This window comes from Aquimarina sediminis (assembly GCF_002895435.1).
Lineage (GTDB): Bacteria > Bacteroidota > Bacteroidia > Flavobacteriales > Flavobacteriaceae > Aquimarina > Aquimarina sediminis.
Genome location: NZ_POYJ01000002.1, coordinates 326,103 through 343,634 on the forward strand (window position 1 = coordinate 326,103; position 17,532 = coordinate 343,634).

Sequence of the window (17,532 nt, forward strand, 5' to 3'; positions counted from 1 at the left end):
TATATCTCTTAGTTTTATCCATATAGTTTATAACTCACTTAGATTGATAAATATTATCTATATAATGTAAAGTGACCTGTAAACTCTCTATTATCGACATCATTAAGAATAATGGTAAACCAATAATCTCCTGATGGAAGTTGCTTGCCTTGGTAAAGACCGTCCCATCCCTGTTCATCTCCTTTAAACTCTGCCAACATCCTACCATATCTGTCAAAGACTATAACCTCCATGTTCTCAAAGAAGAAAGGATCATTAGGATCTGGTGAAATCTGACGAGGATACCAAAAACGCTCCTCAACTGTACTATTGGGACTATCTGGTGTAAAGTAATTTGGAATACGAATGTTGATATAGGTCAAATTCTGAACACTAATAACCTCACATCCATCAGCATCAACAACTCGGATAACATAATCTGCAGTCTCACGAATCGTAAAGGTGTTGCCTTCTAACTCCGTATAATCTGATTGCTCTAAATCAGCAATACTCATACCGTCTTCCAACATAGTAAAGTAGAATGCATAGAATGGATCATTCTCAAAGGGTCGCCCGCCCGAAGCTATAATCTGATACTCATTAGGATCCTGTGCATTACCCGTCATCTGAGCTACAGGAATTGCTAATGGAGTATAGTCATTTATATCAATAGTACCTATCGTTTGACTACATCCCTGGAACTCCATAACACCTTCATAACTTCCTGGACTAACCTCAAAGATACCTGTCAAGTTAGAGTTGTTAGCTGGATTAGAAGTGCCATTAATACCATTCAAAGTATAAATAATACCCAAACCTTCGGACTCAGCAATGATATCAAAGTCTACAAAATAGCGCTCCTCACTGGTCATAACAACATTTGATGGATCGCTATAATCATAAACAGGACATTCTAATCGTGGAACCAAAGTAGCTCCTAGGTTAACTCCTGGCTCAATATCAAGATTAAAGGCACCCTGACAATTTGGATTGTTCTGAGAATCTCTAATAAACAAAGTAGTAGTGCCTCCTGGTAAATTGCTAACAAACAAATTAGACGGATCTGTTACCGGTAAATACGTTACCCCATCAATACTCCAGAAATAACTAGGGTCACTTGGATTAGCTGGTGGTAAACCTCCTGTAATAGATACAGTTGCTGTACCATTCATATCACCCGCACAATCCTCAGGAGTAGTAGCGATAACCGTAGCCAAAATAGGAGCTGGCTCTATAATTAAAATGTCTAGAACTTCTCGTGGACACCCATTATTATCCTCAACCTCTACTCGATATGTATCGGCTGGTAGATCTGTAAAAGTATGCTCACCCAAAGTATTATCTGAATCATCCTCTATAAAAGTAAATACAGCATCACCAGCACTATTGTATAAAGAATAGAAATAAGGTGCAGTACCTCCTGTTGCAGTTACTCGTATCGTACCATCTGTTTCTCCATTACATGAAATAGGAGTCTCAAATGCCTCAATAATAAATTCTGGTGGTTGAACAATACTAAAAGGAGTTACATTATCAACACAATCTCCACTAGTAACAGTATAAGTATAAGTACCTGCTAATAAATCTCCAAAGAAACTAGAACTTTGAGGACCCACTGCAACTGCAGCACCTAGGTAATCAACTCCGGCAATACTATACATATAACCACCTAAACCTCCTGTAGCAACTGCATCCACTGAACCTGTTGGCTCACTGAAACAAACAATATTAAAATTGCTAGAGTCTAGGGTAACTACAAATGGATCTGGATCCCGAACCTGAATACGAGTAGAAGCTGGTGACTCACATAAGTTACTATCACGCACATAAAAATCATAATCCCCAGATGGTAAGTTAATAAATGTATCTCCTGCTTGCCATACAATAGCACCACCGTTTAGACTAGATCCATACTCATAACCTGGGATACCACCTCCTGCAGTAACCAAAATATTGTTAGGATTTGCTGTCAAACAACTAATACCCGTTGGAGTAACATCTATCGTAACAGCTGGTGGAGCATCAATAACAACAGGGTTTTGAATAGCCTCGCATGCTAAGTTATCCGAAACAGTAACAATATAGTTGCCTGGCTTCAAATCTGTCCACTGGAATGTATCCGTAGCACTAGAAACGGCAGCTGATTGAGAACCATCAGGGAAGGTTAACATAAAGAAATATGTACCTGGACCCTGACCTCCAGTAGCGGTAGCGGTGATAATACCATCCTCACTATCTGCACAACTTAAAGTTGTCGGCGCAATTGGGTTTAGTCCTAATGGTGTCGGAGGTTGAATGTTTATAGTAGTGGTCTGCTCACAATTATTAGCATCACGAACTCGAATAACATAATCAATACCTGCTGGTGCAACACCACCATCTAATCCAAATCCTCCAAAGCGTGGATCGCTACCATAAATAACGAGAACACCTCCAACTGAATCTTCTAATTGATATTCTAAGGCACCGGTACCTCCTGAAGCAATTGCCTCTACTGTAGCATCATCACCAGGAGTACAAGTCTCATCTTGTAACTGATTAGCAGAAAGAATTATCGGCGCTGGTTGATTAATAGTAGTGGTATTCGATACCTCATCACAAAATGGAGTATCTAAAGCCTCTACAGAAACCTGATAAGTACCGCCTGGTAAGCTTCCTATTAATAATGGATTGGTAGTCGTATTTCCTAAAGTACTCGGAACAACAACTGCTCCTGTACCTGTATTAGTTACAATATAATTATAAGCACCAGTATAATTACCAATGTTTAATGAAATCTCTCCATTCGTATCTGTTGAACAGGCAAGGTGTGTAGTCGTTGTTAATTCTGCTGTGATTGTATCAAAAGCACCAATATCATATGGTGCAGTATCTATACTACAACCTGTACCCTGATCAGTAATTCTAAATACATAAGAACCAACATTAGGTAAAGAAAATGTAGCAGTAGTCTCAACTCCTGGAGTACCTCCATTGTCACCTGTACCAGCAACAACTGCCAATTGTGAAGCAACCGTACCGCTTAAATCTACAAAATCAAAAGGTCCTGTACCTCCAGTAATAGAAACAATAACAGTCTCATCATTATCACATGAAATAACACCTCCATTAACAGCTCCCGTATCTCGAACAACTGTAGGATCTGTCATAATTGGGAATGCTGGAACAACAACATCAAAATTAGCAAATGCACAATTATTATCATCAGTAACAGTAAAGGTATACGTACCAGAAACACTTGCTGTAACCTCATACTGAACACCTGCCGTACCACCATCTGCATCAGTAACATCAGTCTCTGATCCACTTGCTGCTCCTGTATAAGAAACATCATATGGTGCTGTACCGCCCGTAATAGTCAACGTAATCACTGGGAAAACATCCCCATTAGATGCATCACAACCATAAGCAGTCTGTGCAAAAGTAACATCAACTGCTGCTGTAGGACCACCAATAGTAACCTGAATAGCAGGTGTATTTGAACAGCCCTTATCCGAAGTAACTACAATATCATATGTACCTGCTGGTAAATTCTCAAATAATGGATTTGATTGTAATGGTCGCGTTGTAGGACCTGCTACAATCTCATATTGATATGGCGGATTATCATCTGCCGAAGCGTCCAAACTAACTAAAATAGTACCATCACTACCACCAAAACATGAAACATCTGTAGGAGTACCTGAAGGAATTGGGTCTAAGAAAGTAGGAACCGTAATATCAAAGGTAGCTGTACAACCCGGAGCTGCACTAATACCACTATCAATAACCTCAACACGGTAATCTCCTGGGAAAATACCATCAGTACCTGCAACAGTACTACTAAAAGTAATCTGATCTGCTCCTGGTCCTGGAGTTTGAGTAACTCCTGGAATCGTAGTACCACTTCCTGAATCAACTAAATCAAAAGTAAAGTTACCTGGATTAGCTGTAATGTCTGAACCACCGCTAACCGTAGCTATTATAGTAGCATCATTATCTCGACACGTAGGATCAGTAAAAGTAGCGCTAACCAATAGCTCTGGGAAAACTGTAATGCTTTGTGAAGTCGATGGACATCCATTCTCATCATAGACCGTAACCGTATAAGTACCTGGTCCCGAAACTGTAAACTGATGCTCGGTATTACTTACATTACCAACAACAGGTGTCCCAGCGTCTAACTGATATGTCAGCTCACCTGTACCTGGTGGAGATGCTACATTACTTGAAGCTGTTACCGTAAAAGTATAATCATTATCAAATGTACATGGATCATCTACAAAAGCAGGAATAGGGTTTAAAACCGGTGGAGGTGTTACACCAGGGATAGTAATCTCTCTGGAAATAACACAGTTATTACTGTCCTCTACAAAAATAACCCATGTCGTGCTGGTAGCAGGATCCAAAGTAAAGACTTCGGTCAAAGGATATACTCCTGGGTCTGGCTGTGGAGCAGTTCCTGCAACAGCAGCAAAACTATAAGGTCCAACGCCTCCATTGGCATCCATAGTAACCGTTGATAATGCATTATTACAATCAGGTATCGTAGCGCTTAATAAATCTAACGTTAACGCTGCTGGCTGATCGATAGTAGTCGTATTAGATACCTCATCACAAAATGGAGTATCCAAAGCCTCTACAGAAACCTGCAAAGTACCTCCTGGTAACCCTGTGATCAATAATGGATTCGTGGTTGTATTTCCTAAAGTACTCGGAACAACAACTGCTCCTGTACCTGTATTAGTTACAATATAATTATAAGCACCAGTGTAATTACCAATGTTTAATGAAATTTCACCAGTGGTCGCACCAGCACACAACACATCTGTTATTGTAGTTACTGTAGCTGTGATTGTATCAAAAGCACCAATATCATATGGTGCAGTATCTATACTACAACCTGTACCCTGATCAGTAATTCTAAATACATAAGAACCAACATTAGGTAAAGAAAATGTAGCAGTAGTCTCAACTCCTGGAGTACCTCCATTGTCACCTGTACCAGCAACAACTGCCAATTGTGAAGCAACCGTACCGCTTAAATCTACAAAATCAAAAGGTCCTGTACCTCCAGTAATAGAAACAATAACAGTCTCATCATTATCACATGAAATAACACCTCCATTAACAGCTCCCGTATCTCGAACAACTGTAGGATCTGTCATAATTGGGAATGCTGGAACAACAACATCAAAATTAGCAAATGCACAATTATTATCATCAGTAACAGTAAAGGTATACGTACCAGAAACACTTGCTGTAACCTCATACTGAACACCTGCCGTACCACCATCTGCATCAGTAACATCAGTCTCTGATCCACTTGCTGCTCCTGTATAAGAAACATCATATGGTGCTGTACCGCCCGTAATAGTCAACGTAATCACTGGGAAAACATCCCCATTAGATGCATCACAACCATAAGCAGTCTGTGCAAAAGTAACATCAACTGCTGCTGTAGGACCACCAATAGTAACCTGAATAGCAGGTGTATTTGAACAGCCCTTATCCGAAGTAACTACAATATCATATGTACCTGCTGGTAAATTCTCAAATAATGGATTTGATTGTAATGGTCGCGTTGTAGGACCTGCTACAATCTCATATTGATATGGCGGATTATCATCTGCCGAAGCGTCCAAACTAACTAAAATAGTACCATCACTACCACCAAAACATGAAACATCTGTAGGAGTACCTGAAGGAATTGGGTCTAAGAAAGTAGGAACCGTAATATCAAAGGTAGCTGTACAACCCGGAGCTGCACTAATACCACTATCAATAACCTCAACACGGTAATCTCCTGGGAAAATACCATCAGTACCTGCAACAGTACTACTAAAAGTAATCTGATCTGCTCCTGGTCCTGGAGTTTGAGTAACTCCTGGAATCGTAGTACCACTTCCTGAATCAACTAAATCAAAAGTAAAGTTACCTGGATTAGCTGTAATGTCTGAACCACCGCTAACCGTAGCTATTATAGTAGCATCATTATCTCGACACGTAGGATCAGTAAAAGTAGCGCTAACCAATAGCTCTGGGAAAACTGTAATGCTTTGTGAAGTCGATGGACATCCATTCTCATCATAAACCGTAACTGTATATGTACCTGGTCCCGAAACTGTAAACTGATGCTCGGTATTACTTACATTACCAACAACAGGTGTCCCAGCATCCAACTGATATGTCAACTCACCAGTACCTGGTGGAGAGGCTACATTACTTGAAGCTGTTACTGTAAAGGTATAATCATTATCAAAAGTACAAGGATCATCTACAAACGTAGGAATAGGATCCAAAGTAGGTGCCGCAGTAAATGCTGGGATAGTAATATCTCTTGAAACTACACAATTATTACTATCCTCTACAAAAATAGTCCATGCTGTATCGGTAACTGGATTCAAAGTAAATACCTCTGTCAATGGATATACTCCCGGATCCGGAGAACCAGCTCCTGCAACGGCAGCAAAACTGTAAGGTCCAACTCCTCCATTGGCATCCATAGTAACCGTAGATAAAGTATCATTACAATTCGTATCAGTTGCATTTATAAAATTAAGTGTAAGTGCACTACTTGGCTGAGTTATCGTAAAAGGTGCCGCATCCGTACAAGGTATCGCAGCTCCAGCTGTCTCTACAGCTCGAATAAAGTAGTTTCCTTCACTCAAACCAGTAGCTGTACCCGAAAGTATAGGCGCAACTAAAGTACCAGAGATACCAGCGCTTATTCCTGTATCGGCATCAAAAATTTCCCAAGCAATATTCGTAGCTCCCGCTGGGGTAACAACAGTAAAGTCGATTTCCCCATCTGAGCCTCCGAAACAATGAACAGGATCATTATTGGTTATTGTAATATCAAATCCTGGAGGATCGACAGCAGGCACCGTTTCAAAATATTTACATCCCGAAGAAGTATCTACAATTTCAAATACATAAGGTACTCCATAATCCAGACCTGTAAATTCATGTCGCGTTTCATTACCAGATCCGTTTAACAAAGAAGAAGGCAATCCATTTAAAGGTTCATATGGAGGAATTGATGAGCCTGTAGCTCTAAATTCGTTAATCAAAAACGGACCTACTCCTCCTGTTACCGTAACTCGATAAGTAGCTCCCGCAGCACAATCCGAAGGAATACCCGTAGCCGAAAAATCTAAATCAAAAGGTGGTTGGGTAACTAAAAATGGCCCTACTCTATTACTACACCCATCAGAAGCTATAACATCTACAAAATAAGAGTCCGGATCCAGATTATCAAATGTAGGACCTGAACCAGCTGCTAAATTGATAGGATTTGTTGTTGTTACGGTGTTTTGTGTTAAATCACTGTTTAATAATACGTATGTATAATCTGTCACTCCAGCTGACCCTCCTGTTGCAGGGTTTAATACTATTGTTCCGGTTACATTAGTCGTACAATCAATATTAGTAATAGAGCTAGCTGTAACGTCTATCTGAGGTGATTCGGTTACGGTAGCCTGTACCGTACCAACACATTCCTTTGAATCCCTAACTTCAAAATCATATGTCCCTGCAGCCAAACCAGTAAAAGTAAGATTAGTCGTAAAAATACCAGCCGGTAAAATTCTGGCTTCAAATGGGCTAACACCCGCAGTAGGGGTAATTGTTACGACCCCTGTAGATTCTCCAAAACAAAGAACAGGCGTAACCGTAGTTGTAGCTGTTGGAGTAACTGTAGGTGATACCACTATTGGTGCTGAGTTACCAACACAATTCAATCCATCTGTAACACGTATTTCATAAGTTCCAGCGGTGTTAATCGAAGCTGGAGAAGTAACCCCTGCCAAGAAAACTGTACCTGATCCCGAATTAATAACATCATAAGTATATGTCCCATCACCACCACTTGCTGTAAAAGCAATCGTAGCGTTTGGACTCACTGAACAATCTAGGTCTTTGGTAAGATTAGCCGTAATGGTAAGCTCTGGATTAATTGTAAAATTAATCGAAGGAGAGGTACAATTACTAACCGTATTAGTTACCGTCACAGTATGATTACCCGGTGTAAGATCCGGAATCTCAAATGTGTTTGCCGGTGCAGCTCCTCCTAAAAAGGTAACTATCTCTGGTGCACCACCATCCAAACTATAAGTAAATGGACCAACTGGTGTAGGAACCCCTAACGTAATAGTAATCCATTGTGTAGCAAAATCGGTAGTATCATAACATGGATCTCCTCCTACTGCAGTAGCGATAGTAGGAGGGGCTAGTTGACCAACTGTCTCCTGCTGAGTAACCTCACAGGCAGCAGCACTATTACCATCTCGAACAGCGATAGTATATGTCGCAGCCGCTAAACCACTAAATGTATTACTACTCTGAAAAGCAGTCAAAACTGTAGTGCCAGCTGCATCACGCAACTCATACTCATATCCGCCCCGTCCTCCTGCAGCAGTAACCGTAATAATACCAGAATTAACTCCACAGTTCGAATCCGTTACAGCAGTAGTAAAACTCAACACCGCAGGATCTGTAATGGTAACTTGAGTTGTATCACTACAATTCGTAGTGTCATCAGTAACGACAATGTTATACGTCCCAGCTCCTAATCCTGTTAAAGGAGTCGGTGTAGTATTGATCGAACCACCAGTAACCATACCCACAATTGTTCCACCAGTAATTACATAACTATATGTAGTCGTTGATAAATCAACTCCTGTAACATTAAAAGATAAAGAAGCATCCGTATCTCCATTACAAGTAGGCTCAGCAGTAATACTACCACTAACAGCTATAGGGTCTATAGGGTCTATTGTATAAGTCTCTGAATAAATACATCCATCAGTAGTCGTACGCGCTTCAAAAGTATAGGTGTCGTCTGCCGGTAATGTATAAACTGTTGTAGCACTAAAAGCTGTAGCACTTGCAGCCGGTGCAGTAATTCTATATTCAAAGCTACTCGCACCATTGGTACCTGTAGCAGTAACAGTAACATCTGAAGTCAAGCCAGGACATTGAACCTGTGTCTGTGAAAAACTAAGATCACTAACCTCCTGAAGTGGGTCTATCGTTAAATCTCCCAAGTTAACAGGACAGGCTGCTGTATTAGTATCTCGAATGTACAAAGTATAAGTACCATCCGTTAAACCTGTAAATACACCTGTAGTATTCGTATAATCAACACCATCAATACTATATTCATAACTACCATTACCATTTGCCGCACCTGAAACTGTAATCTCTCCTAAAATTGGAGTCGTACTCGATCCGGAAGCATCACAACTATAATCCTGTGTAATAGCAATATTAGCCGTAATCGGTGTAGGAGCAGTAATAGTTGTATTCAAGACAGGTGCTAAAGCACATCCATCACCATCAGTAATAGTAATAACATGGGCACCAACAGCTACATTAGTAAATGTAGTTGAAGTTGCTCCTATTGGTCCTATTGTTGTTGTTCCATCAAGAACATATGTAAATGGTCCATCTCCTGCAGTAACATTTACTAAAATAGAACCTGTATCTCCTGTACATAAAGGATCTGTCGGTGTAGCCGTCGCGGCTAGTGGAACATATGCCGTCACTACAATTGGTGCTGAAGTAGCAACACAATTCAATCCATCTGTAACACGTATTTCATAGGTTCCAGCTGTATTAATTGATGCAGGCGAAGTAACCCCTGCCAAGAAAACTGTGCCTGATCCCGAATTAATAACATCATAAGTATATGTTCCATCACCTCCACTTGCTGTAAAAGCAATTGTAGCATCCGGACTTGGAGCACAATCTAAATCTTTTGTAAGATTGGCCGTAATGGTAAGCTCTGGATTAATCGTAAAACTAATCGAAGGAGATGTACAATTACTAACTGTATTAGTCACAGTAACTGTATGATTACCAGGTGTAAGATCTGGTAACTCAAAAGTGTTTGCTGGTGCTGCTCCTCCTAAAAAGGTAACAATCTCTGGCGCACCGCCATCTAAGCTATATGTAAATGGACCAACTGGTGTGGGAACTCCCAACGTAATAGTAATCCATTGTGTAGCAAAATCTGTAGTATCATAGCATGGATCACCTCCTACTGCCGTAGCAATTGTAGGTGGAGCTAGTTGACCAACTGTCTCCTGCTGCGTAACCTCACAAGCAGCAGCACTATTACCATCTCGTACTGCAATTGTATATGTCGCAGCCGCTAAACCACTAAAAGTATTACTACTCTGAAAAGCAGTCAAAACTGTAGTACCAGCTGCATCACGCAACTCATACTCATATCCTCCTCGCCCACCTGCTGCGGTAACCGTAATAATACCAGAATTAACTCCACAATTCGAATCCGTAACCGAAGTCGTAAAACTCAATACCGCAGGATCTGTAATGATAACCTGAGCTGTATCACTACAATTTGTAGTGTCATCAGTAACAACAACATCATAAGTACCTGCACCTAACCCCGCTAAAGGTGTCGGTGTAGTGTTGATAGGACCACCAGTAACAGAACCTACAATAGTACCTCCAGTTATTACATAGCTATATGTAGTCGAAGATAAATCAACTCCTGTAACATTAAAAGATAAAGAAGCATCAGTATCTCCATTACAAGTAGGCTCAGCAGTAATACTACCACTAACCGCAATATTGTCTATAGGGTCTATTGTATAAGTCTCTGAATAAATACATCCATCAGTAGTTGTACGTGCTTCAAAAGTATAGGTGTCATCTGCTGGTAATGTATAGACTGTAGTGGTACTAAAAGCTGTAGCACTTGCAGCTGGTGCTGTAATTCTATATTCAAAGCTACTCGCACCATTAGTGCCTGTAGCGGTAACTGTAACATTTGAAGTCAATCCAGGGCATTGAACCTGAGTTTGTGAAAAACTAAGATCGCTAACCTCCTGAAGAGGATCTATTGTTAAATCTCCTAAGTTAACAGGACAAGCTGCTGTATTAGTATCACGAATGTACAGAGTATAAGTACCATCTGTTAAACCTGTAAATACACCTGTAGTATTCGTATAATCAACACCATCAATACTATATTCATAACTACCATTACCATTTGCCGCACCTGAAACTGTAATCTCTCCTAAAATTGGAGTCGTACTCGATCCGGAAGCATCACAACTATAATCCTGTGTAATAGCAATATTAGCCGTAATTGCCGCTGGAACTGTAAAATTAATAGTTGGCAGTACCAAGTCACATCCAAATTGATCCTCTACTGTAACAACATGAGAAACACTCGGATCAACACTATTAAATGTCTCTGAGGTACTAACTGTTGGGCCTATACTTACTTCTGTCGCAGTTCCTTGATCCAAAATATAGGTGAAAGGACCTTCTCCTGCAGTAATATTTACCAGAATAGAACCTAAACCTGTTGGACATACCGGGTCTGTAGGTGTAGCCGTGGCAACAAGTTGCTCATAAGGGCTTACATCTACACTTCCTGCAAAAATTGTACAAGTATTATCTAAATCATTAATATAAACCGGATAATTACCAGCAACTGTAGCTCTAAACTGATAAGTAGTCGCTGTCAAAGGAACTAGGGTAGTCCCTAAGAAATCTGATTGCGTATTAAACGCAAAATTACCCGACCCTCCTGTGACAGTAACCTCATAAATCGCAATAAATTCATCCGGATCAAATGGCAATGCTGCAGGATCATAATCCGGATGTAATGGATCGTTCAAATTTGGATCTGGTTGATATCCAGGATTACAATGTAAATCCTCGAGTAATACTACTGTAGCCGAAAATGGTGCTGCAGGAGCAACTACTCTTGTAAAAGTCTCAGAACAGCTACCGTCTGCAGATAAAACCTGAACCTCATAAGTATCAGGAACAAGTCCTGTAAACGTATGATTCGGAACTGTTACTGGTCCTTCAGAATCTGTAAAAGCAGTAGTGGTACTGTTTATAGTATATGTATAATTAATCTGTGAATCGGCAACTGTAATAGCAATAGATCCTCTATCATCTGGACAAGTTGGTGAAGTTACCGTAACGGTTTCATTAGCATCCAATTCGTCTAAGAAAACTGAATCTTGAAAAATACAAGCTGTAGGCAATCCTCCTGTCTGACGAACATTTACAGTATAAGTTCCTACTTCTGTCAATCCTGTAAACTCAGGAGAGACTTGGTATCCAATTGTAGCTCCACTTGGTGCTTCTAGTTGATATTCATATTGAGCAGATGAATTCTGCACACGTAATGTTCCTGGAGTACCACAAATGATTTGACGAATTACAGCAAGATCAGGGTCAAAATTATTCTGAAATACATTGAAGTAAAATGGAATCGTACAATTGGCATCAAAAGTAGCATTGATTCTATATTCTCCTGCTTGTGATACCGTATAACTATTCGTATCTGTACTTACCGTTACCCAATCACCATCACATGCTCCTGAATCTATCACGGGAGTAGGACAGTTAGGGTCTCTTGTTACAGAAGGGCAAGCAGAAGGATCTAATCGTTGCCATTCAATTGTAACTCCAGCAGCAAAACTTATAGGAATTGCTAAGGTAGTACCTGCTCCACATAAAAAGAGCTCTGGTAACTCATCTCCTGTAATAGGACATGTGCGAACATTACCATTTACATTTGGATTTGATCCTAAATTATTAGCAATATCAATTACAGGGTTTACAACCGTGTTAAATGCATCAACAACAAAAGTTTGTTGAGCATCCTGACAACCTGGTGCACCTGTCTCTGTAACAATATACGTTCCTGCTACTGTTACTACCAAATCCCGATTCGTTCCAATAACTACTCCTGGAGCACTTGCATTTACCCATTCATATGAAGTAAATCCATCTCCAGCAGTAAGGGTTAAAGATCCTGTACAAATAAATGCTGGTTGTTCTTCTGTAAAACAAATACCATCATTCACTAATACATTAGATGAACCTGCAATATCAGCTCTACAAGCATCTTGCGCAAGAATACTTTCTTCTCCTGTTTTGGTCGTGCCAGAATCCACACCCGTATAGGTAGAAATTGCAACATTATTAATTTGATTAGAACAAGCATCTCGTAAATCAGCACATGTAGCTACAACGCTAACTCCAAAACGAACAGTATGTACACCTCCGTTACGAACAACCAAAGGATCCACTATTGTAATATCTATTTCTCTGTTAGTGCCATTTGGTGTAGCCACAATACCGGGGTTACTGGTTGTAATACTGCCCAGAGTAAAATCTACATTATCAGGAAGAACATCAAGAATACTTGCATTAGTAATATCTTCATTACCTTGGTTCTCTATAGTAAGTTCATAAAACAGCTGATCAGCAAAATTTACTGGATCACCAGTAATATCAATACCATTAATATCTAATACACGTTTGGTAACGGTAAGCTCAGGTTCAATAATCTCAATTTGAAAAGAATTAAAGAATACACTATACGCATCACCAGACGAGGTTGTTCTAAAACTTGCAGTAGTCTGATTATTACCTATAACTGAATTCCCTGGATTAGGGATATCAAAAATATCTGCATCAAACCCCAATGTATTTATTGAAAAAGGTAATCTTGTATTTACATAATTACCATCGACAGAAACCGAACTGTCATAAAAATTATTGTTAGGGTTCGCCGGGGTTGTAAAAATGTTTTGCCAAGCTGTATCTGGTCGTTGTACCTGAAATATATCACCTGCAAAAGGTCTATCCCCCTCTAAAGTAGCAATAGCATACCTTGCTCTTACCGGTAATGGTGCTGGTAAGGTTTGAAAACCTGAATATCCAAAAGTTTGAAGTGGATTACCTGGAGCAATTACCAAATACCCATTGTTTGTACTAATATATCTTGCTGGTAAATTATTATCTTCATAAGCAACAACTAACACCCATCCTCCTGCAATACCGTTAGCATTATATCCTGAAAAACCTGTCGAAGCTCTCATATCGGCAACCGTATAGGTTCCATTAGGGCTAGCTAATCCTTGTACATAAGCCGTAACATCCGCATAACACACATATGGAATATCAATTCTTGCCGTATTACTAGGATTAGTGGCTGTATTACGATATCCATCATAAATTACCTGAGTTTGTGAAGGAGGAATAGTGACATATGCTCCTGCATCCTTTTTAATTTTTATAGTCCTAAAATCTGGTCTGTTATCTGGAAAAGGTAGACCTGAATACTGAACATAGTTAGGGTTTGATTGCATCTGAGTAAAATATGATGCTGACCAATATAACCCTGCATATCTTATTTCTTCACAACCTGTACTTAAAATTAAATCAGCACTACTAGAACTAAATGTAGAACCATCGCCATCTATATCTATATATCCAAAAGTTTTAGCATTATTAGAGGCGTTTCCATTATAGTTCATGTTTGGAGTAAAACCACTCTGATTTAATCCTACAATAGCGTTACCTATTATTTTAAGCTCTCCATTCATTGTAAACGTACTACCAGGAACAGGATTAAAGGGGACCTGAGCCGATAGTTTCATGCCTATCATTAAGAAAACTAAAATGATAGCAGATTTCAGTCTAAGTTTCATAAGCCGGGGGGTGTTTGGGTATTTGGTCATCACATGTCTTTCTTACATTATTGAATCTTCAATATATAAAGATCTCCATCATACGAATTGTTTACGTTTGAGAACAAGCTTTGCTTAGCCTCATCAAGATTGTCAAACCTTTTTAAATACACGTATATATAGTTGTCTTTGGGGTTCCTGAAATATTGAGGTTCCAATCCTTGAGATCGTAACTTCGCCATTCCTCTTTCAAAATAATTTTCTCTCTTAAAAATATTAGTAATCAGGTAGTATCCATTTTCGATATTATGTCCTCCGATATAAGAAAGACTTTCAGCTAATACAGTATCGTCTTTAACTGTATCTTTAATCAGTCTGGTTTCTTGTAATAACTTTTTATATGATTCTACTCTACTTTTGGCAATATGTAGTATCCACATATCACCAAAATACCTATTATCAATATTATTTAAATATTTCTCTGTCACTTCATTCTTATCGGTATAGCTCTCAATCGCTACATACTGAAACTGGTTTTCTGGATTAAGAATAATCTGAGCATCATTGAATCCAAGATCCTTTAATGTTCCAGTAAATTTATCGGCATAAGCTCCTCCTTTAAACACATTACCAATCAAGTAGTATCCTTCTGGATATCCAGGGATAAATTTAGTTGCAATCTGAGCTTCTGGTCTGGTTGTTTCAGCAAATTTTACAAATCTATTTCTTGCAGTAAGTTTCTTAGAACTACTTGGATCAGGATCTTTTTTAGCTTCTTCAGCGTCATCATCCATATTTACCAGAGACTCTAATAATTTTGTAAACTCACGCTTATCTACATTTAAGCTAGTATTTAACAATGAATCTCTACGAGCAAATATTTTATCAGTAATTCGACTACTATTATCCAACTCTTTCTTAATATCATCTAGCCCTTCTTCATTAGCTGATGCTGCTGCTTCGGCTTGCTTGATTCTTTCTGCTTCTGCCAATCGTGCCGCTTCGGCTGCTGCTTCGGCTTGCTTTAATCGTTCTTCCTCAGCCAATCGTGCCGCCTCTGCTGCTGCCTCTTGTCTTAATCGCTCTTCCTCAGCCAATCGTGCTGCCTCTGCTGCTGCCTCTTGTCTTAATCGCTCTTCCTCAGCTAATCGTGCCGCTTCTGCTGCCTCTTGTCTTAATCGCTCTTCCTCAGCTAATCGTGCCGCTTCTGCTGCCTCTTGTTCAGCTACTTCCCTTTCTAATTGCTTCTGAGCAGCTAGACGATCTTCTTCTACTTTTTGTTCAGCTACTTCTCTTTCTAGTTGCTTCTGGGAAGCTACTCGTTCTTCTTCAGCTTTTTGCTCAGCTACTTCACGCTCTATTTGTTTTTGAGCAGCCAAACGTTCTTCTTCGGCTTTTTGTTCTGCCACTTCACGTTCTAATTCTCTTTGGGCAGCTAAACGTTCTTCTTCAGCTTTTTGTTCTGCTTCCTCACGTTCCAATTCTCTTTGAGCAGCTAAACGTTCTTCTTCGACCTGCTGTTGTTTTGCGGCTTCTGCTTCTCTGGCAGCTTCTTCTGCAGCAATTCGTTCTTCTTGTGCTTTTTGCTCTGATACCTCTCGCTCAATTTTTCTTTGAGCAGCCAAACGCTCTTCTTCAGCTTTTTGCTCAGATTCTTCTCTTTCGATTCTTCTTTGAGCAGCCAAACGTTCTTCTTCGGCTTTTTGTTCTGCCTCTTCTCTTTCAATTCTTCTTTGGGCTGCCAAGCGTTCTTCTTCTGCTTTTTGCTCAGATTCTTCTCTTTCAATTCTTCTTTGGGCTGCCAAGCGTTCTTCTTCTGCTTTTTGCTCAGATTCTTCTCTTTCGATTCTTCTTTGAGCAGCCAAGCGTTCTTCTTCTGCTTGTTTATTGAGTAGTTTTACTTCTTCTTCTCTTTGTAATTCAAGTTCTCTTGCAGCCTTCGCTTCTTTTTCTTTAGCTTCGGCAATAGATCTTTCGAGTTCACTCATAGCTCTTTTATCCTGACTTTGAGAATCTCCTCTTTCATTTTGTAAGTCTCTTATGACTTTATTTTGTTCTAAAATTTCCTTTTTAAGTCTTCTTATTTCAGAATCTCTTGCTTCATAAGCTTTTTGTGTGCTTGTTTTTGATTTGCTTCGTCTTCGTGGCTTTTCAGTTTCAAAATTATAAGCCAAACCTACTTCGTGAGTTGCTCCAAAATTACTTGTATCTCCAAACCCTGTTTCATAAGTATACCCTACAGAAACATTTGAGGTAATATTTCCTCCAATTCCTAAAGAAACACCATAAAAACTATTATATCCGGCCTGAGCCCAACCCAACGCAGGTAATTCTACAATAACATTACCCCCATATCTTAAACTAGATGTTTCTGTCCCTGTATCGGGTAACATGTTTGCATACCCAATACCTCTAATTATTTTATCCGAACGTCTTGTTAAACTTCTTGTATACATAACATGACCTGTAAAAGCCATATTATCTGTAAGTAGTTCACTAGACGTTAAGTTATAAGCCACAAGATTTGATACAGAAACTCCTACATCAAATTCGTTATAATTAAAATTAACACCAGGAGTTATTTGAAAAACAGAACTGTTTTCGTAATTAAGGATAATAGGGTCACTTACTTCGACCCCATTATTTAATATAATACTAGTTGCAGAATCAATATTAGATTTAATTCCGCTTTGAGAAAAACCAAGGTTCATCCCAAAAGTCAAATTCATATCTCTATCTATCTCAACATTATATGCAAAGTTTGCAATTCCTCCAAAATACCTATAAATACCTTCATTTTGTTGATGTAACCCAATTGATACCCCAATTCTCTCATCAAAATTAGCCGTATAATTTATTAAAAATGTTTGTGGATTATCATTAAATGAAGCCCACTGTGTTTTATTATAAACGTTGATAGATTTTTTGTTTTCGCGTACTAAAGAAAAAGTAGGGTTAAAATAAAACCGATTGTATTTAACGAGGTTATGAGTAGGAATATCTGTGGGAAGAATACCATAAGTAGTGGTTTTCTCATCCTGTCCTCTAAGAAGATTAAAGGATACACACACGATTATTAAAAGTAATTTTCTGACCATAA

General features: G+C 39.3%; 2 protein-coding genes. Both read right to left on the minus strand.

The features are described 5' to 3' along the window. Positions 1 to 53: 53 nt before the first annotated feature. The gene (locus tag C1X07_RS05920; RefSeq protein ID WP_164914103.1) at positions 54 to 14,453 is read right to left on the minus strand and encodes a T9SS type B sorting domain-containing protein; all 14,400 of its coding nucleotides are present in this window, start codon (positions 14,451 to 14,453) and stop codon (positions 54 to 56) included. A gap of 47 nt (positions 14,454 to 14,500) precedes the next feature. Beyond that, the gene (locus tag C1X07_RS05925; protein ID WP_103069070.1) at positions 14,501 to 17,530 is read right to left on the minus strand and encodes a PorP/SprF family type IX secretion system membrane protein; all 3,030 of its coding nucleotides are present in this window, start codon (positions 17,528 to 17,530) and stop codon (positions 14,501 to 14,503) included. Positions 17,531 to 17,532: the final 2 nt, after the last annotated feature.